This window comes from Cupriavidus taiwanensis (assembly GCF_900250115.1).
Taxonomy (GTDB): Bacteria; Pseudomonadota; Gammaproteobacteria; order Burkholderiales; family Burkholderiaceae; genus Cupriavidus; species Cupriavidus taiwanensis_B.
In genome coordinates, this window is record NZ_LT984804.1 from 1,986,261 (window position 1) to 2,004,476 (window position 18,216).

The 18,216-nt window shown below is 67.1% G+C and carries 17 protein-coding genes; 7 read left to right on the plus strand and 10 right to left on the minus strand.

The window, feature by feature from the left end; translation table 11 throughout:
* Positions 1-7: 7 nt before the first annotated feature.
* Genes CBM2586_RS25670 through CBM2586_RS25685 form a run of 4 tightly spaced genes read left to right on the plus strand, consistent with a single transcriptional unit; the run spans position 8 to position 3,494 of the window.
* Positions 8-811, plus strand: a complete 804-nt coding sequence (locus CBM2586_RS25670; RefSeq protein ID WP_115690617.1) for an enoyl-CoA hydratase/isomerase family protein — start codon at positions 8-10, stop codon at positions 809-811.
* Between the two features lie 31 nt (positions 812-842).
* A complete protein-coding gene (locus tag CBM2586_RS25675; RefSeq protein ID WP_115690619.1) occupies positions 843-1,826 on the plus strand; it encodes a tripartite tricarboxylate transporter substrate binding protein in 984 nt (327 codons plus the stop codon).
* A gap of 38 nt (positions 1,827-1,864) precedes the next feature.
* The gene (locus CBM2586_RS25680) at positions 1,865-2,266 is read left to right on the plus strand and encodes a PaaI family thioesterase (protein ID WP_115666401.1); all 402 of its coding nucleotides are present in this window, start codon (positions 1,865-1,867) and stop codon (positions 2,264-2,266) included.
* A 1-nt stretch (position 2,267) separates the two neighbouring features.
* Positions 2,268-3,494: a CaiB/BaiF CoA transferase family protein gene (locus CBM2586_RS25685; RefSeq protein WP_115690621.1), complete on the plus strand. Its 1,227-nt coding sequence runs from the start codon at positions 2,268-2,270 to the stop codon at positions 3,492-3,494.
* A 15-nt stretch (positions 3,495-3,509) separates the two neighbouring features.
* On the opposite strand, the gene gcvA is transcribed toward CBM2586_RS25685, so the two are convergent.
* Positions 3,510-4,406, minus strand: a complete 897-nt coding sequence (gcvA, locus tag CBM2586_RS25690) for a transcriptional regulator GcvA (RefSeq protein WP_115690623.1) — start codon at positions 4,404-4,406, stop codon at positions 3,510-3,512.
* Positions 4,407-4,595: 189 nt separating this feature from the next.
* On the opposite strand from gcvA, the gene CBM2586_RS25695 reads away from it, so the two are divergent.
* Both CBM2586_RS25695 and fusA read left to right on the plus strand, forming a co-directional pair.
* Complete coding sequence (locus CBM2586_RS25695) at positions 4,596-5,480, plus strand: oxidoreductase (protein WP_115663942.1); 885 nt, start codon at positions 4,596-4,598, stop codon at positions 5,478-5,480.
* Positions 5,481-5,681: 201 nt separating this feature from the next.
* Positions 5,682-7,745: an elongation factor G gene (gene fusA, locus CBM2586_RS25700; protein WP_115690625.1), complete on the plus strand. Its 2,064-nt coding sequence runs from the start codon at positions 5,682-5,684 to the stop codon at positions 7,743-7,745.
* A gap of 13 nt (positions 7,746-7,758) precedes the next feature.
* Here the strand turns inward: fusA and CBM2586_RS25705 are convergent, their stop codons facing one another.
* A complete protein-coding gene (locus CBM2586_RS25705) occupies positions 7,759-9,423 on the minus strand; it encodes a cation acetate symporter (RefSeq protein ID WP_115690627.1) in 1,665 nt (554 codons plus the stop codon).
* A complete protein-coding gene (locus tag CBM2586_RS25710; protein ID WP_115690629.1) occupies positions 9,420-9,728 on the minus strand; it encodes a DUF485 domain-containing protein in 309 nt (102 codons plus the stop codon). Before CBM2586_RS25710 ends, CBM2586_RS25705 begins: the two co-directional genes overlap by 4 nt.
* Before the next feature lie 285 nt (positions 9,729-10,013).
* Here CBM2586_RS25710 and CBM2586_RS25715 point away from each other — a divergent pair, with 285 nt between their 5' ends.
* Positions 10,014-11,126, plus strand: a complete 1,113-nt coding sequence (locus CBM2586_RS25715; protein WP_115687561.1) for an IS481 family transposase — start codon at positions 10,014-10,016, stop codon at positions 11,124-11,126.
* A gap of 115 nt (positions 11,127-11,241) precedes the next feature.
* On the opposite strand, the gene paaK is transcribed toward CBM2586_RS25715, so the two are convergent.
* The 7 genes from paaK to paaA all read right to left on the minus strand — a co-directional run bounded on the left by paaK (position 11,242) and on the right by paaA (position 18,106).
* A complete protein-coding gene (gene paaK, locus CBM2586_RS25720; protein WP_115663938.1) occupies positions 11,242-12,591 on the minus strand; it encodes a phenylacetate--CoA ligase PaaK in 1,350 nt (449 codons plus the stop codon).
* A 72-nt stretch (positions 12,592-12,663) separates the two neighbouring features.
* Entirely contained in the window at positions 12,664-14,328 is a 1,665-nt protein-coding gene (gene paaN / locus CBM2586_RS25725; protein ID WP_115690631.1) for a phenylacetic acid degradation protein PaaN, read from the minus strand.
* A 53-nt stretch (positions 14,329-14,381) separates the two neighbouring features.
* Positions 14,382-15,458 carry a 1,2-phenylacetyl-CoA epoxidase subunit PaaE gene (gene paaE / locus CBM2586_RS25730; RefSeq protein ID WP_115690633.1) on the minus strand — a complete coding sequence of 359 codons (1,077 nt, stop codon included), beginning with the start codon at positions 15,456-15,458 and terminating at the stop codon, positions 14,382-14,384.
* A 17-nt stretch (positions 15,459-15,475) separates the two neighbouring features.
* Positions 15,476-16,000 carry a 1,2-phenylacetyl-CoA epoxidase subunit PaaD gene (gene paaD, locus CBM2586_RS25735; RefSeq protein ID WP_115666400.1) on the minus strand — a complete coding sequence of 175 codons (525 nt, stop codon included), beginning with the start codon at positions 15,998-16,000 and terminating at the stop codon, positions 15,476-15,478.
* Between the two features lie 5 nt (positions 16,001-16,005).
* A complete protein-coding gene (gene paaC, locus CBM2586_RS25740) occupies positions 16,006-16,758 on the minus strand; it encodes a 1,2-phenylacetyl-CoA epoxidase subunit PaaC (RefSeq protein WP_115663935.1) in 753 nt (250 codons plus the stop codon).
* Between the two features lie 13 nt (positions 16,759-16,771).
* Positions 16,772-17,053, minus strand: coding sequence for a 1,2-phenylacetyl-CoA epoxidase subunit PaaB (gene paaB, locus CBM2586_RS25745; RefSeq protein WP_029044895.1), 282 nt, complete (start codon positions 17,051-17,053; stop codon positions 16,772-16,774).
* A gap of 57 nt (positions 17,054-17,110) precedes the next feature.
* Complete coding sequence (gene paaA, locus CBM2586_RS25750) at positions 17,111-18,106, minus strand: 1,2-phenylacetyl-CoA epoxidase subunit PaaA (RefSeq protein ID WP_115663934.1); 996 nt, start codon at positions 18,104-18,106, stop codon at positions 17,111-17,113.
* Between the last annotated feature and the right edge of the window lie 110 nt (positions 18,107-18,216).

An 18,216-nucleotide genomic window follows, 5' to 3' on the forward strand; every position in this document is an offset into this window, starting at 1 on the left:
GGCCATCATGACCATCCAACGCCATATCGAAGGCGCGGTCGCAGTGCTGACCATCGACCGGCCCGACGCGCTCAATGCGCTCGACGTGACCACGCTGCGCGAACTGCGCGCGCACCTGGCCGAGGTGCGCGACCGCGACGACCTGCGCGTCGCGGTGCTGACCGGTGCCGGCACGCGCGCCTTCTGCGCCGGGGCGGACCTGAAGGGCACGCGCACCTCTGCCGCCACCTACCCCGAGGCGCTGTTCCGCGCGCCGGAGCAGGCCGCTGACCTGGGGCTCTATATCCGGCTGATGGACCTGAGCGACCTCGGCCTGTCCAAGCCGCTGGTCGCGGCGGTCAACGGGCACTGCCTCGGCGCGGGGCTGGAGATCGCGCTGCAGTGCGACTTGCGGATTGCGTCGACGCAGGCGACCTTCGGCCTGCCCGAAGTCGCGGTCGGCTCGATCCCGGCGGTGTCCGGCCTGCACCGGCTGCTCAAGGCCGTGCCCGCGGCGCATGCGATGCAGATGGTGCTGACCGGCGAACGCATCGATGCCGCGCACGCCGCGCGCATCGGCCTGGTCACCGAGACCATGGCCCCCGACGCCCTGCCCGACCGCGCGCTGGCGCTGGCCGCGCGCATCGCCGACAACGCGCCGCTGGCGGTGCAGGCGGTTAAGAAGCTGTCGCGCCAGACCAGCCACCTCAGCGAAGCCGACGCGCAGCAGCTCACCGAACTCTACTGGGGCGTGCTGCGCGATACCGCCGACCGCGCTGAAGGCCGCCAGGCCTTCGCCGAAAAGCGCCAGCCCCGCTACACGGGCCGCTGACCAACTGACAGGAACCACGCAGGAGACAACCATGGCAGGTATTTCCCGAATCATGCGCGCGGCAATGGCCGGCGTGCTCGCGGCCACCGCGCTAAGCTCAGCGGCACAGGCACCCTACCCCACGCAGAAGCCGGTCACGCTGGTGGTGCCGTTCGCCCCGGGCGGCGGCAATGACATCCTGGCTCGCGCCATCGCGCCCAAGATGAGCCAGCTGCTGGGCCAGACCATCGTGATCGAGAACAAGCCCGGCGCCGGCGGCAACCTGGGCGCTGACTACGTCGCGCATGCCGCGCCGGATGGCTACACGCTGGTGATCGCGTCGAGCCAGATCACGATGAACCCGTTTCTCGGCATGAAGATCCCGTTCCAGGTCGAGCGCGACTTCGAGCCGGTCGGGCGCATCGCGTCGGTGCCGATCATGCTGGTCGCCAATCCCGACCAGCCGTTCCGCACGCTACAGGAGTTCATCCAGTACACCCGCGCCAACCCGGGCAAGCTCAGCTACAGCAGCCCGGGGCCCGGCACGCCGCAGCACCTGGCGGGAGAAGTCTTCGCCAAACTGAACAAGACCGAACTGCTGCACGTGCCCTACCGCGGCACCGGCCCGTCGATCACCGACCTGATGGGCGGCCAGGTGCAGATCTCGTTCGCCACCTTTGCTTCGTCGATCCAGTTCGTGCGGGCCGGCAAGCTGCGCGCGCTCGGCATCGCGGGCAAGAAGCGCAGCGCGCTGATGCCCGAGCTGCCGACCTTTGCCGAAGCCGGCATCGCCGGCTACGACGCGGAACTCTGGTACAGCCTGCTGGCGCCGGCGCGCACGCCCAGGGCCGTGGTCGACAAGGTCAACGCCGCGCTGGTGGCCGCGCTGAAGTCGCCCGACGTTGCCGGGCAGCTGGCGAAGCAGGGCTTCGAGCCGCAAGCCTCCACGCCGGACGAACTGAAGGCGTATATCGGCAAGGAAATGTCGCGCTGGCAGCGTGTGATCCAGGACAACAACATCAAGGTGGCGCTGTGAACGCGCCCGCCGCTCTCGTCGATCTCATCGATCGCGCCATGCCGCCGCCCACCGACAACCCGCTGCTGGACTACCTCGGCATCCGCCTGGCCAGCGTGGGCGACGGCCGCTGCGCCTTCGAGCTGGACGTCGAGCCGCGCCACCTGAACCGGCAGGGCAGCGTGCAGGGCGGCGTGATCGCCACGCTGCTCGACGCCGCGTGCGGCTACGCCGGCCTGCCGACCGGCGCCGACGGCGCCCTCGGCCACGCCGTGACGGTGATGCTGGCCATCAGCTACCTCAGCAAGGCCAGCGCGGGCCGGCTGCGCGCCACCGCGACGGTGAGCCGCGCCGGCAACAGCCTGTACTTTGCCTCGGCCGAACTGGCCACCGATGCCGGCGTGCAGGTCGCCACCGCGCAGGGCACGTTCAAACGATCCCGCATCCTTCCGGAGAGCTGACATGCTGCGCGACGCACTGGACGGACTGACCGTCATCGACTTCACCCAGATCGGCGCCGGGCCGACCTGCACCATGCTGCTGGCCGACATGGGCGCCAGGGTCATCAAGGTAGAACCGCCCGGCGGTGAACTGGGCCGCGGGCTCGGCCCTGGCTGGCTGGGCGACGACAGCGCGCTGTTCCACGGCTTCAATCGCAACAAGCTGGGCGTGGCGCTGGACCTGAAATCCCCCGAGGGTCTCGCGGTGGCGCGCCGGATGGCGGCCGAAGCCGACATCGTGGTGGAAAGCATGCGCCCCGGCGTGATGGAGCGCCTCGGGCTGGGCCATGTCGAACTGTCGGCGCTGAACCCGGCGCTGGTCTACTGCTCGATCTCGGCCTATGGCCAGGACGGCCCGTATGCCGGCCGTGCCGGCGTCGACGGCATCATCCAGGCCGATTCGGGGCTGATGAGCCTGATTGGCCTGCCCGACGGCGAGCCGTGCAAGGTACAGGCGCCGGTGGTCGACGTGATGACCGGCTATGTCGCCTGCGTCGGCATCCTGGGCAAGCTGTCGCAGCGGGCCCGCGACGGCCAGGGCGGGCATCTCGACGTCAGCCTGCTCAACGCCGCGCTGGCGCTGCAGCAATCGTCGCTCACCAGCTATTGCGCCGACGGGCAACTGCCGCAACGCGCGGGCAGCGCCGCCCCCTACGCGGCGCCCAACCAGGCCTTCCGCACCGCGGACGGATGGATCATGGTCGCAGCCTACATGCCCGAGCGCTGGCGCCGGCTGTGCGACGTGCTGGGCCTGCCGGCGATGGCCGACGATCCGCGCTTTGCCACGTCGCCGCTGCGCGTGGCCAACCGTGGGGCCATGGTCGAGGCACTGACCAGCGCGTTCGTGACCCGCTCCACCGACGCATGGCTGGCGCTGCTGCAGGACGCCGATATCCTGTGCGCACGCGTCGCCACCTATGAAGACCTGATGGCGCACCCGCAGGTGGCGGCCAACCGCATGGTGCAGCGCGTCCGGCACCAAACGCTGGGGGAGGTCCGCATGCCCGGCTTCCCGATCAACAGTGCGCAGGAAAACGCGCTGCCGGCGCGGCCAGCGCCGGCGTGCGGGCAGCACACGCAAGCGGTACTGGCTGACTTCGGCTACACCCGCGCACAGATTGCCGCGCTGCAGGCGCGCGGCGCGATCCACTGCGCCGACGTCCAGCCGCTGGCCGCCACCACCGCCTGACCGGCGTGCGCGGGACTAGCCCTGGGTCTCGCATTGCGCCAGCAACCACTCGCGGAACACCGCCATGCTGGCGCTTTCCTTGCGGTCCGCCGGCGTCAGCAGGTAGTAAGTGAAATCACCCATGTCGACCGCCTGGCGGAATGGCGCGACCAGCCGCCCGGCCTCCAGGTCGGCCGCGACCAGGAAGCGCTGGGCGATGGCGAAGCCCTGCCCTTCCATTGCCGCCGCGTAGGCCATGGCGGAACTCTGGAAGGTCATGCCGCTGCGCGCATCGACCTGCGCATCGGCGCGCGCGGCCTTCAGCCAGTGCGCCCAGTCGTCCGGACGCGCGATCGAATGCAGCAGCGTCTGGTGCTGCAGGTCGGCCGGCTTCTTCACCTTCGGGCTGCCGGCGGCAACGCCTGGGCTGCACACCGGCACCAGGATGTTGGACACCAGCCGGTGGGAATTCACGCCGCTCCACTTGCCGTCGCCGAGGCGGATCGCGCCGTCGATGTCTTCCTTGCGGAAATCGACCGGATCCAGCGATGCGGTCAGCAGCACCTCGATGCCCGGGTTGGCCGCATGGAAGCTCGACAGCCGCGGAATCAGCCAGCGCATGGCGAAGGTGGTGTAGGCGCGCACCTTGAGCTGCTTGCGCCTGGCGCGCTTGCCGAGCCGCCGCGTGGCCTCGCGCAGGTCGTCCATGGCCCGGGTCACGGCACGGTAGTAATCCTCGCCGGTGCGGGTCAGGGAGATCTGCCGGTGGCCGCGATGCAGCAGCTGCACGCCCAGGCCATCTTCCAGCGAGCGGATCTGGCGGCTGACGGCGCCCGGCGTCACGTGCAGCTCTTCCGCGGCGATGGTGATGCTCAGGTGCCGGGCCGCCGCTTCAAAGGCGCGCAGGGCGTTCAGGGGAGGCAGTTTGTCCATGCCGGCGAGTCTGCCACACGGTTGAGAATTGCTCAATCGAGGTCCTGCGTTTTTATTGACAACTTCTGGTTGTCTTTAAATCTCGATTGCAGCGCCTAGTGTTGCGGACAGCGCCCGCCTACATTTGTCTCCGTGGCCCCGCCATCAAACCCGAAGTCAAACCGAGCACTACCCCAAAGGAGATTCACCATGTCCGCCAACACCAACATCGCTGCCAACGCCACCAACGCGACCGGCAAGGTCTGGTTCATCACCGGCGCCTCGCGCGGCTTCGGCCTGGAACTGACCCGTGCCGCGCTGGCCCGCGGCGACCGCGTCGTCGCCACCGCGCGCCGCCCTGAAACCGTCACCGACGCCGTCGGCGCGCACGACCGCCTGCTCGCCGTGGCGCTCGACGTCACCAGCGAGGCGCAGGCGAGCGCCGCCGCCGAGGCCGCCGTGGCCCGCTTTGGCCGCATCGACGTGCTGGTCAACAACGCCGGCTACGGCCTGCTGGGCGCGGTGGAGGAAGCCTCGGCGCGCGAAGTCGAGCAGCAGTTCGCCACCAATGTCTTTGGCGTGCTCAACGTGACGCGCGCGGTGCTGCCGCAGATGCGCCGCCAGCGCAGCGGCCACGTCGTCAATATCTCGTCGATCGGCGGCTACGCGGCCTATCCCGGCTGGGGTGTCTACGGCGCCACCAAGTTCGCGGTGGAAGGACTGACCGAAGCGCTCGACGCCGAGCTGGCGCCGCTGGGCGTGCGCGCCACCGTGGTCGAGCCGGGCTTCTTCCGCACCGACTTCCTCGATGCCAGCTCGCTGGTCCGCGTCGGCACCGAAATCGCCGAATACGCTGAAACCGTCGGCGCGATGCGCGGCCACATGGCGTCGGCCAACCACCAGCAGCCCGGCGATCCCGCCAAGCTGGCCGCCGCGCTGCTGGCCCTGGCCGACAGCGACAACCCGCCGGTGCGACTGCCGCTGGGCTCCGATACCATCGCCCGCATTGCGGAAAAGAACCGCAAGGTGGAGAGCGAACTGGCGGCGTGGCATGCGCTGGCGGTATCGACCGACCACGTCAGCGCGGGCGCCTGATCTGTTGCGGCGCAGCAGTCCGCGGATTGCTGCGCCGCAGCCAGGCCTGAGCAGACCATTGTCGGCCGGCCAAGCGCCGGCCGCACCACTTCATCCCATGCGCGTATCAGGCTTTGTCCCGATGCCGACACTGGCGTATGTCGTTTCCGGCGAATTTCGCCAATAATTGCCAGACAGCCATTGCCGGACGAGAGAGCCACCATGCACGACAGTCCCGATGCCATCCGCACCGTTGCCCTGCTCGGGCATGCGGGAAGCGGCAAGACCTCGCTGGTCGAAGCGCTGCTGCACAAGGGGGGTGCGCTGCACACTCCGGGCAGCGTCGAGCGCGGCTCGACGGTCAGCGACAGTGATCCGCTGGAGCGCAAGTACAAGCGCTCCCTCAGTTCCGCCATCACCCACGTCGACTTCCGCGACACCCGCATCTACCTGCTCGATACACCGGGCTATCCCGATTTTTCCGGCCTGGCGATCAGTGCGCTGGCAGCGGTCGAGACCGCGGCCATCGTCATCAACGCGCAGACCGGGATCGAGATGACCACGCGCCGCGCCATGGCCTGGGCGCAGTCGCGGCAACTGTGCCGGATGATCGTCATCAACGGCATCGACGGCGAGAAGGTCGACCTGCCGGGGCTGCTGGCCGAGATCCAGGAGGCGTTCGGCAAGGAGTGCCTGCCCATCAACCTGCCGGCGGGCAACGGCGGCAAGGTGGTGGACTGCTTCTTCAATCCGGCCGGCGAGTCGGATTTTTTATCGGTGGCGTCGGCGCATGAAGCGCTGATCGACCAGGTGATCGAGATCGATCCCGAACTGATGGAGCTGTACCTGGAACAGGGCGAGGCGATCACGCCCGAGCAGCTGCACGCCCCGTTCGAGCGCGCCCTGCGCGAAGGACACCTGGTGCCGATCTGCTTTACCTCGGCCGCCACCGGCGCTGGGGTCGAGGAACTGCTCGATGTCTTCGTGCGGCTGCTGCCCAACCCCACCGAAGGCAACCCGCCGCTGTTCTACCGCGCCACCGGCCAGGACGCCGAGGGCACCGAGCAGCGCAAGGCGGTGCGCGCCGAGCCGGTGCCGGACAAGCACGTGCTGGCGCATGTGTTCAAGGTGGTGGTCGATCCCTATGTCGGCAAGCTGGCGGTGTTCCGCATCCACCAGGGCACGGTCACGCGCGACAGCCAGCTCTATATCGGCGAGGGCCGCCAGCCGTTCAAGGTGGCGCACCTGCTGTTGCTGCAAGGCAAGGAGACACAGGAAGTGCCGCGCGCCGGCCCGGGCAATATCTGCGCGGTGGCCAAGGTCGATGAACTGGGTTTTGACGCGGTATTGCACGACGCCACCGAGGATGGCGACATCCACCTGACGCCGCTGGAGTTTCCCACGCCGATCTACGGCCTGGCGATCGAGCCGGCGCGGCGCGGCAACGAGCAGCGGCTGGCCGAGGTGCTGCACAAGCTCAGCGCCGAAGACCCCTGCCTGCGTATCGAGCATCCCGCCGGCACCAACGAGACCGTGGTGTTCGGACTGGGCGAGTTCCACCTGCGCTGCGCGCTGGAGCGGCTGACCGAGCAGTACAAGCTGGAAGTCACAACGCGCCCGCCCAAGATCGCCTATCGCGAAACCATCGGCGCCAGGGCTGAGGGCCATCACCGGCACAAGAAGCAGACCGGCGGCGCGGGACAGTTCGGCGAGGTAATGCTGCGCATCGAGCCGCTCGCGCGCGGCGCGGGCTTCGACTTCGTCGATGCGGTCAAGGGCGGCGCGATTCCGGGCCAGTTCATTCCCGCCGTCGAGAAAGGCATCCGCCAGGCGCTGGACAGCGGCCCACTGGCAGGGTTTCCGATGCAGGACGTGCGCGTGACCGTGTACGACGGCAAGAGCCACCCGGTCGATTCGAAGGAGGTCGCGTTCGCCACCGCGGGGCGCAAGGCGTTTATCGACGCGGTGCTCAAGGCCAGGCCGAGCGTGCTCGAGCCGATCGTCGATATCGAGGTCACGGCGCCGGGCAGCGCCATGGGCGATATCATCGGCGACCTGTCGACCAAGCGCGGCCAGGTCCACGGCACGCGCACGGCGGCCGGCAACGCGGTGATCGTCGCCGGACAGGTGCCGCTGTCGGAGCTCAACGACTACCAGTCACGGCTGAACAGCATCACCGGCGGCCACGGCAGCTACACCATCCAGTTCAGCCACTACGACAACGTGCCGCCGGCGCAGCAGGAGAAGATGGCGTCCCGCCACAAGGCGCAGCAGGACACCGACTGAGCTGGTGGCTGGCTCAGTGCTGGCTGGCACCGGCCGCGCCGATGCCGGTCATGGCGCGCACGAACTGCGCCCCGTAGCGCTGGCGCTCGGCGCTCGCCTGCGCCGAGCGGTCCAGCACCGACACCAGCCAGGCGGCGGCAAAGGCCAGCGTCATCGAGAACAGCGCCGGGTTGGCATACGGGAAGATCGCCTGCTGGTGCTTGAGGATCCCCACCCACACGGTCGGTCCCAGCACCAGCAGCACCACCGCCGACACCAGCCCCGCCAGGCTGCCAGCCACCGCGCCGCGCGTGGTCAGCCCCTTCCAGAACATCGACAGGAACAGCACCGGGAAATTGACCGACGCGGCGATCGCCAGCACCAGCCCGGACAGGAAGGCGATGTTCTGCTTCTCGAACATCACGCCCAGCACCATCGCCAGCAGGCCGATCACCAGCGTGGCGATCTTCGACACGCGGATCTCGTCCTTCTCGCTGGCCTGCCCCCGGCGGAACACATTGGCATACAGGTCATGCGACACCGCCGACGCGCCCGACAGCGCCAGCCCCGCCACCACCGCCAGGATGGTCGCGAATGCCACCGCCGAGATAAAGCCGAGGAACAGGTCGCCGCCGATCACGTGCGACAGGTGCACGGCCACCATATTGCTGCCGCCGATCAGCTTGCCCGCGGCGTCGCGATAGGCCGGGTCCGCGCCCACCATCACGATCGCGCCGAAGCCCACCACCAGGATCAGCACGTAGAAGTAGCCGATAAAGCCGGTGGCGTAGAGCACGGACTTGCGCGCCTCCTTCGCATCCGCCACGGTGAAGAAGCGCATCAGGATGTGCGGCAGGCCGGCGGTGCCGAACATCATGCCGACGCCCAGCGAGATCGCATCGATCGGGTTGGACACCAGTCCGCCGGGCGACAGGATCGCGGCGCCCTTGTCATGCACCCTGGCGGCGCTGGCGAACATGGCTTCGGGGCTGAAGCCGAAATAGGCCAGCACCATCACCGCCATGAAGGTCACGCCGCCGAGCAGCAGCAGCGCCTTGATGATCTGCACCCAGGTGGTGGCGAGCATGCCGCCGAACATCACGTACAGCACCATCAGCGCGCCGACGATGACCACCGCCGATTCATAGCTGGTGCCGAACAGCAGCTCGATCAGCTTGCCCGCGCCGACCATCTGCGCGACCAGGTACATGATCACGACCGTCAGCGTGCCGCACGCGGCGGTGATGCGCACCGGCTTCTGCGCGAGCCGGTACGAGACCACGTCGGCAAAGGTGTAGCGGCCCAGGTTGCGCAGGCGCTCGGCGACGATGAACAGGATGATCGGCCATCCGGCCACCACGCCGAGCGCGTAGATCAGGCCGTCGTAGCCCTTGTCGAACATCATGGCCGAGATGCCGAGGAACGACGCGGCCGACACCATGTCGCCGGCGATCGCCAGGCCGTTCTGGAAGCCGGTAAGGCCGCCGCCGGCCGCATAGAAGTCCGACGCCGAACGCGTGCGCCGCGCGGCCCAGCGGGTGATGCCGAGCGTGAACAGGACGAACAGCATGAACATCACGATGGCGCTCCAGTTCAGCGGCCGCTGCGCGGCTTCGCCCTGGATCGCGGGGGCCGCCGTGGCAGCGGTGCTTGCCAGCCCGCACAGGGCCGCGCAGAGGAAACGGTGTACCGGCTTCATGCTTCGCACTCCTTGCGCACGCGTTCGTTGAGCGGGTCCAGGTCGCGGTTGGCGCGGTGGACGTAAATGGCGGTCAGCAGCACCGCGGCGAAGATCACCGCGACGCCGACGGGGATGCCGACGGTCATGACGCCGCCGGCGAGCGGCTTGCCGAGCGTGGCGGGCGAGAAAGCCAGCAGCAGGATGAAGCCGAAGTAGACCGCCAGCATGACCAGCGTCAGCGACCAGCCCAGGCGCGTGCGGCCGTGGGTTAGGCGGATAAAGTCGGGGTGGTTCTGGATGGCTTCCAGTTGTCGCGCGTCCATGGTTGTCTCCTTTGGCGCAGGGGTGGCGTGGCGGCTCTGGGTGGCGCCTTTTTTTGGTAAATCGGTTGAAGTCAATCTGCCGGCGGTTTGCTCCCCTCTCCCGCGCGCGGGAGAGGGGCCGGGGTGAGGGCCGGCGTGTGGCAAGCACGATGCGCTGCCACTTCGTGGAGGCTCCCGCCCTCACCCCCACCCCTCTCCCGCAAGCTGTATGGACCGGGGACATAGGTAACAGGTGTGCCAGGACATGGGTAACACTTTTCCCGCTTAGTCAGCGGGAGGAAAACGTTGCCCTGGAGCCAAACCACCGTGAAGCAGCAAAGAGAAGAGTTCGTCCGCCTGGCACGCCAGGCGGACGCCAATATTGCGGAGCTTTGCCGCCGCTTCTGCATCAGCCGCAAGACCGGCTACAAGTGGTTGAACCGAGAGGATCTGGACGACCGAACTCGGCGGCCACATAGCTCTCCCGGCCGAACTCCAGCTGCCATCGAAGAGAGCGTGCTAGCGATACGAGCCGAACATTCGGCCTGGGGCGCCCGCAAGATCGCACGCGTGCTGGAGCGCGACCACCGCATCCAAATCGCCCCGAGCACAGTCAATTGGGTGCTGCGCCGCCATGGCTTGATCGATCCGGCCGCCAGCGCGGCCGCTACAGCATGGCAGCGCTTCGAGCACGACCGGCCCAATGCACTATGGCAAATTGACTTCAAAGGCCACTTCGCTACCGACACGCAGAGGTGCCACCCGCTCACGGTCTTGGACGATCACTCCCGGTTCAATGTGCTGCTCAAGGCCTTGGGCAACGAACAGTTTGAATCCGTACAGGAAGCGTTAGAGATGGCTTTTGCGCGCTATGGGCTGCCCGAACGGATCAATGCAGACAACGGCCCGCCCTGGGGTTCCCCAGTGCCCCGAGCATTAACCACGCTGGGCGCGTGGCTGATTCGCCTGGGCGTGCGGCTCAGTCATAGCCGACCTGGCCATCCTCAGACCAACGGTAAGGACGAGCGCTTCCATCGAACCATGCAGGCTGAGCTGTTGGCCAACCAGCGTTTCCGGGATCTGGACGATGCCCAGCAGCACTTCAGCCATTGGCGCCACGTGTACAACTTCAAGCGCCCCCACCACGCGCTGGATATGGAGACCCCCGCAAGCCGCTATGCGCCTAGCCCACGGGCGATGCCGCGCGAACTCCCGCCCATCGAGTACGGCAGCAATGACATCGTGCGAAAGGTAGGCGACGGCGGGCGCATCTGCTTCCGAGGAAAGACGTTCCGGGTCGGACGAGCCTTGGTCGGAACGCCCGTAGCGCTGCGCCCTCGCGTGGATCTGGACGGCACCTTTGACGTCTACTTCTGCCATCAAAAGGTCGCCACAATAGACCTACAGCAGGCCGATTAAACTGGAGACTGGACTGTTACCCATGTCCTGGCACATGTGTTACCCATGTCCCCGGTCCATACAGCAAGCGGGAGAGGGGAGCCTTTGCCAGGGGTGTGGGTGAAAAGCAGCGCTGTCAGATCGCCCCGACCGGCTGCTCGTGCGTAACCTTCGGCCGCATATCCAGCACGCGCCGTGCCTTGCCCACCGTGGTGCGCTCGATCCCCTCGGCCGCCACCACCTGCACCCGCGTGGTCACGCCGACATAGGTCTTGATCTGGTCCTTCAGGTCGCGCTCCAGCTCCGCCCGGTCATCCGCCGACAGCGACGAAGACCGCTCCGGCCGCGCCTCGACCCGAACTTCCAGCTTGTCGAGGTGCCCGTCGCGCGTCACCACCAGCTGGTACTGCGGCGCCAGCGCAGGCGCCTTCAGGATCAGTTCCTCGATCTGCGACGGGAACACATTGACGCCACGGATAATCAGCATGTCGTCCGAGCGTCCGGTGATCTTGCCGATGCGGCGCATCGAACGCGAAGTCGGCGGCAGCAGGCGCGTCAGGTCGCGCGTGCGATAGCGGATCACCGGCAGCGCTTCCTTGGTCAGCGAGGTGAACACCAGCTCGCCCTCCGCGCCATCGGGCAACACCTCGCCGGTCACCGGGTCGATGATCTCGGCATAGAAATGGTCTTCCCAGATCACCGGGCCGTCCTTGCTCTCGATGCATTCGCACGCCACGCCCGGCCCCATCACTTCGGACAGGCCATAGATGTCCACCGCGTCGATGCCCGCACGCGCCTCGATCTCCGCGCGCATCGCGTCGGTCCAGGGCTCGGCGCCGAAGATGCCGACCTTCAGCGAGCTTTCCGACGGGTCCATGCCCTGCCGCTCCATCTCCTCGATCAGGTTGAGCATGTACGACGGCGTCACCATGATGATATTGGGCTGGAACTCGCGGATCAGCTGTACCTGTTTCTCGGTCTGTCCGCCCGACATCGGAATCACCGTGCAGCCCGCCTTCTCGGCGCCGTAGTGCGCGCCCAGCCCGCCGGTGAACAGCCCGTAGCCATAGCTGACATGGACCAGGTCGCCGGCGCGCCCCCCTGCGGCGCGGATCGATCGCGCCACCACGCTCGCCCAGGTATCGATGTCCTTCGCGGTATAGCCGACCACGGTCGGCTTGCCCGTGGTGCCGCTCGACGCATGCACGCGCGCCACCTGCTCGCGCGGCACCGCGAACATGCCGAAGGGATAGTTGTCGCGCAGGTCCTGCTTGGTCAGGAACGGGAACTTCGACAGGTCCGACAGCGACTGCAGGTCGTCCGGATGCACCCCCGCCGCCGCAAATGCCTTGCGGTAGTGCGGGACATTGTCATAGGCATGGCGCACGCTCCATTTGAGCCGTTGCAGCTGGAGCGCCTGCAGTTCGTCGCGGCTGGCGCGCTCGATCGGCTCCAGCTCGTTGGGGTTGGGGTTGCGTTGCACCATTGTCTACTCCATCTCGTTATGAGGGCGCCGCAGGCAAGGGGGGCCGGCGCCGGGGTATTGCAGGCCTTGCGATCAGATATGCGAGCGGCTCTGGACCACGCGGAAGCGGTTGGCGACGAAGGCCGCATCGGACAGCGATGCATTGGCCGCCGGGTTGGCACCGGTGGCGTGGAAATCGCTGAACGCGGCGGACTGGTTGACGAACACGCCGCCGGTCAGGTTGAGCGACAGCGCCACGCCGGCATCTTCAGCGGCATCGCGGATGCTTTCGGTCACGCCGGCATCGGTGGTGTAGGCCGACAGCGTCAATGCGCCATGCGTCTTCGCGCCGCGGTGCGCCAGTTCAATGCTGTGCGCGGTGCTGTCAGTCGCCACGACGAAGGAGATCGGGCCGAACAGTTCCTGCATGATCTTCGCTTCGTCCGTGGCATCGACCTTCAGCACCAGCGGCGTGCGGATGCGCGCGTCACGAAACTCGGGATGCTCCAGCGCGCGGCTGTCGGCGACAATCTCGCCCAGCGCGCGTGACGCTTCGATCCGCTCCACCACGCCGTCGTTCTGGATCGCACCGATCAGTTCCACCGCCTTGGCCGGATCGCCGGTCAGCTTGCTGATGGCTTCGCCGATCGCCGCGGCAACCTGGTCGAAGCTGACGCGCCCTTCCGGCGTATCGATGCCGTCCTTCGGCACGTAGATGTTCTGCGGCGCGGTGCACATCTGGCCCGAGTACAGCGACAGCGAGAAGGCGATATTGCGCACCATGCCCTTGAAGTCGCTGGTGGAGTCAATGACGATCTGGTTGACGCCGGCCTTCTCGGTGTACACCTGCGCCTGGTGCGCGTTGCGCTCGAGCCAGTCGCCGTTGGCGGTGCTGCCGGTGAAATCGATCAGGCGCACTTCCGGGCGCAGCGCCAGCTTCGATGCCATGCGCTCGCTCGGGTCGTTGGCCACCAGCGTGACGAGGTTCGGGTCGAAGCCGGCTTCTTCCAGCACTTCACGCGCCACCTCGACGGTGATCGCCAGCGGCAGGATCGCGCCCGGATGCGGCTTGACCACCACCGCGTTGCCGGTCGCCAGGCTGGCGAACAGGCCGGGATAGCCGTTCCAGGTCGGGAAGGTGCAGCAGCCGATCACCAGGCCCACGCCGCGCGGCACCACGGTGTAGCGCTTTTCCATGCGCAGCGGCTCGTTCTTGCCTTGCGGCTTCTCCCACGTCGCCTGCTTGGGGATGCGGCGCAGTTCGTCCCAGGCGTAGGCCACGGCTTCCAGGCCGCGGTCCTGCGCGTGCGGGCCGCCGGCCTGAAAGGCCATCATGAAGGCCTGGCCGGTGGTGTGCATGACCGCGTAGGCGATCTCGAAGCTGCGGCGGTTGAGGCGCTGCAGGATTTCCAGCGACACGCCGACCCATGCTTCCGGGCCTGCCTTGCGCCAGGCGGGCATGCCCCTGGCAACACCGGCAAAGAGCTGGTCGAGGTCAGGCCTGGGATAGGTGATGCCGAGTTCCGGCCCGTACGGCGAGACTTCCTTGCCGGCCTGGCCGACGGTGCCCGGCTGCGCCAGCGCGAACGGCTGGTTCAGGCGCGCCTCGAAGACAGCCTTGCCGTCGGCGTTGGCGGTTTCGCCATAGGCCTTCGGGCTCGGCATCTCGGCGAACGGGCTCCAGTAGCCGCGCGTGGCAATGGCTTGGGTGGCTTGTTCCAGCAGCGCCTGGTGGCGTTCAAAAAACGGATGGGACACGGCTTGCTCCGGGGGCGAGTGAATCGGGGTATTTGGGATGGCAGGAGAACGCTTCAGGTTTCCTGGTCGAAATCGATCACCAGTTTGTCGCTGACGGCGTAGCTCTGGCAGCTCAGGATGAAGCCGCGCGCGACTTCGTAGTCTTCCAGCGCGAAGTTGACGTCCATGTCGACCTCGCCTTCGATGCGCTTGCAGCGGCAGGTCGAGCAGACCCCGCCCTTGCATGAGTACGGCAGTTCGATGCCCTGCGCCAGCGCGGCGTCGAGCACCGTTTCCTTGTTCTTCTCCAGCGTGAAGGAACGGGTACGGCCGTCCTGGATCACGGTCACTTCGCACTGCTGCTGGCCGACCTGCTTGTGCGCATGCGCGGCCGGCCGCGCCGACGGGATGCTGGTGGCAAACAGCTCGCGCTTGATACGGGTCTTGTCGACGCCGTTGTCGAGCAGCGCCTGCGAGACCTCTTCCATCATCGAGTGCGGGCCGCAGATGAAGGCGACATCGATGTCCTGCGGACTGACCCAGTGCTCCAGCAGCGCGTTGACCTTCTCGCCGTCGATGCGGCCGTTGAACAGGTCGATGTCGAGCTGCTCGCGGCTGAGTACGAACACCAGGTTGAAGCGCTGCAGCCAGGTATCCTTCAGGTCTTCCAGCTCTTCCCTGAACAGCACCGACGACGAGGCGCGGTTGCCGTAGAACAGCGTGAAGCGGCTCTCCGGCTCCGCCTGCAAGGTGGTCTTGATGATCGACAGCATCGGCGTGATGCCGCTGCCGGCCGCAAAAGCGACGTAGTGCTTCGCGTGCGTGGCGGATAGCGGCACGTGGAAATGGCCGGACGGCGGCATCACTTCCAGCTTCATGCCCGGCTGCAGCTGCTCGTTGGCCCAGTTGGAGAACAGCCCGCCGTCGACGCGCTTGATCGCCACGCGCAGCTGCGCGTCCTGCACCGCCGAGCAGATCGAGTACGAGCGGCGCACATCCTCGCCATCGATGCCGGTGCGCAGCGTCAGGTGCTGGCCCTGCACGTAGCGGTAGGCATCGGCCAGCTCGTCCGGCACGACGAAGGTCACGGCCACCGCGTCGCGGGTCTCGCGCGTGACCGAGGCCACCGTCAGTTCATGGAATTTGCTCATCTCCCCACCTTTCCTTCTCAGTGAGCCTTGAAGTAGTCGAACGGCTCTTTGCAGTCGCCGCAGCGGTACAGCGCCTTGCACGCGGTCGAGCCGAACTGGCTGACCAGCCGCGTATGGCGCGAGCCGCAGTGCGGGCAGGCCACCACCAGCGCCGCCGGTCCCGTGCCTGACTTGCGGCTGATGCCGCTGATATCGATCACCTGCTGCGCCGGCGGCGCGATGCCGTAGCCGGCGAGGCTGGCCTTGCCGCGCGGGGTCATCCAGTCGGTGGTCCAGGCCGGCGCCAGCCGGGTCTGCACGCGGACGTTGTCCACGCCCTGCGCGGCGAGCGCGCTTTCAATACCCTCGCGGATCACGGTCATGGCCGGGCAGCCAGAATAGGTCGGCGTGATGGTGACGACGCAGGCGTCGCCTTCCCACGCCACGTCGCGCACGATGCCGAGGTCCACCACGGATATCACGGGGATCTCGGGGTCGGGCACCGTGTCGAGCCAGGTCCAGACCTGGTCCACGGCGGCACGGTCCAGCGCTTGCGCGGTCATGATGCTCACCATTGCGCGCCGGGATAGGCGCGCTGCAGGAACTGCATCTCGGCCAGCAGGTAGCCAAGGTGTTCTGTATGACGGCCGTGGCGGCCGCCGCTTTGCGCCCACTGGCCGGCGGGCACGCGCAGCGTGGCTTCTTCCAGCACCTCGCTGACATGGCGCTGCCAGGGCTCGGCCAGCGTGCTGGGTTCGGGGATCACGCCCTCCTTCGCCAACTCCGCCTCGGCCGCATCGGCTTCGAACAGCTCGCCGGTGAACATCCACAGGTCGTCGAACGCATCCTGCATCCGGCGGTGGCTTTCCTCGCTGCCATCGCCCAGGCGCACCACGAGGTCCGCGCTGCGGCGCACGTGGTAGGTCACTTCCTTGAGCGACTTGGCGGCGATTTCAGCAATTCGCGCATCGGTGGAGCGCTGCAGCGCTTCGAGCTGGAAGTAGTGCCACGTATCGAACAGGAACTGGCGCGCCAGCGTATCGGCATAGCTGCCGTTGGGTTGTTCCACCAGCAGCAGGTTGCGGAACTGGTGCGCATCGCGCAGGAATGCCAGCTGGTCGGCGGTGCGGCCGGCGCCCTCCACTTCCGCGGCATAGCCCAGCCACAGGCGGGTCTGGCCGACCAGGTCGAGCGCGACGTTGGTCAGCGCGATGTCTTCCTCCAGCGCGGGGCCGCGGCCGCACCATTCCGACAGGCGCTGGCCGAGCACCAGCGTGGAATCGCCATGGCGCAGCAAGAATTCGAGCTTGTGGTTCGTCATGATGCGGGCCGTCTCAGATGTGCTTGACCGCTTCCGGCATCGGGAAGAACGTCGGGTGGCGGTAGACCTTGCTGTTGGCCGGCTCGAACAGCGGGCCCTTGTCGCCGGGGCTGCTGGCCATCACGTCGCTGGCCTTCACCACCCAGACGCTGACGCCTTCATTGCGGCGCGTGTAGACGTCGCGGGCGTTGTTGATCGCCATTTCGCCGTCCGGCGCGTGCAGGCTGCCCACGTGCTTGTGGGCCAGGCCGTGCTGGCTGCGGATAAAGATCTCCCAAAGCGGCCACTCTTTCATGGCAACCTCCTGTGTAAAGCGATTCGATGTGGGGAGCGGCGCGCTGCGCCGCGGAGGTCAGGCGGCGGCTTGCCGTGCCTGCCGGTCTTGCTTATCGGCGTGCGCCACCAGCGCGTCGCGGAACCATGCGCCGTCGTCCCAGGCCTTGACGCGGGTGCGCAGCCGGTCGCGGTTGCACGGGCCGTTGCCCTGGATCACGTTGTAGAACTCGGACCAGTCGATCTCGCCGAAGTCATAGTGGCCGCGTTCCTCGTTCCAATTCAGCTTCGGGTCGGGAATGGTCAGGCCCAGGTACTCGGCCTGCGGCACGGTCTGGTCGACCATCTTCTGGCGCAGCTCGTCGTTGGAGAACAGCTTGATGCGCCATTGCATCGACTGCGCGCTGTTCGGCGAATCGCCGTCGGACGGGCCGAACATCATCAGCGCGGGCCACCACCAGCGGTTGAGCGCGTCCTGCGCCATCTGCTTCTGCTCGGCCGTGCCGTTGCACAGCTTCAGCAGGATGTCGTAGCCCTGGCGCTGGTGGAACGACTCTTCCTTGCATACGCGCACCATGGCGCGCGCATACGGGCCGTAAGAGCAGCGGCACAGCGGCACCTGGTTGATGATGGCCGAACCGTCGACCAGCCAGCCGATCATGCCGATGTCGGCCCAGGACAGCGTGGGGTAGTTGAAGATGCTGGAATACTTGGCCTTGCCCGCATGCAGGTCGCCCAGCATCTGGTCGCGTGACACGCCCAGCGTCTCCGCCGCGCTGTACAGGTACAGGCCGTGGCCGGCTTCGTCCTGGATCTTGGCCAGCAGTACCGCCTTGCGCTCCAGCGTGGGCGCGCGGGTCACCCAGTTGCCTTCCGGCAGCTGGCCAACGATTTCCGAATGCGCATGCTGCGAGATCTGGCGGACCAGGGTCTTGCGGTAAGCCTCGGGCATCCAGTCCTTGGCCTCGATCTTGATCCCTTCATCCACGCGGGACTGGAACGCGCGCTCCTGCGGGTCCATCTCTGCCATCGCGCGGAGCCTTGTTGCTCCTGTCTCCACCAGCTGTGCGTACATGCCTGCTCCGCTTTTGTTGGGTCCCGCTCGGGGTCTTGATTTACGTCAATTGCATCAGTTGCAATGCATGGTAGTGATACAATTTGATTCAAGCAATCGACGTATGTGTA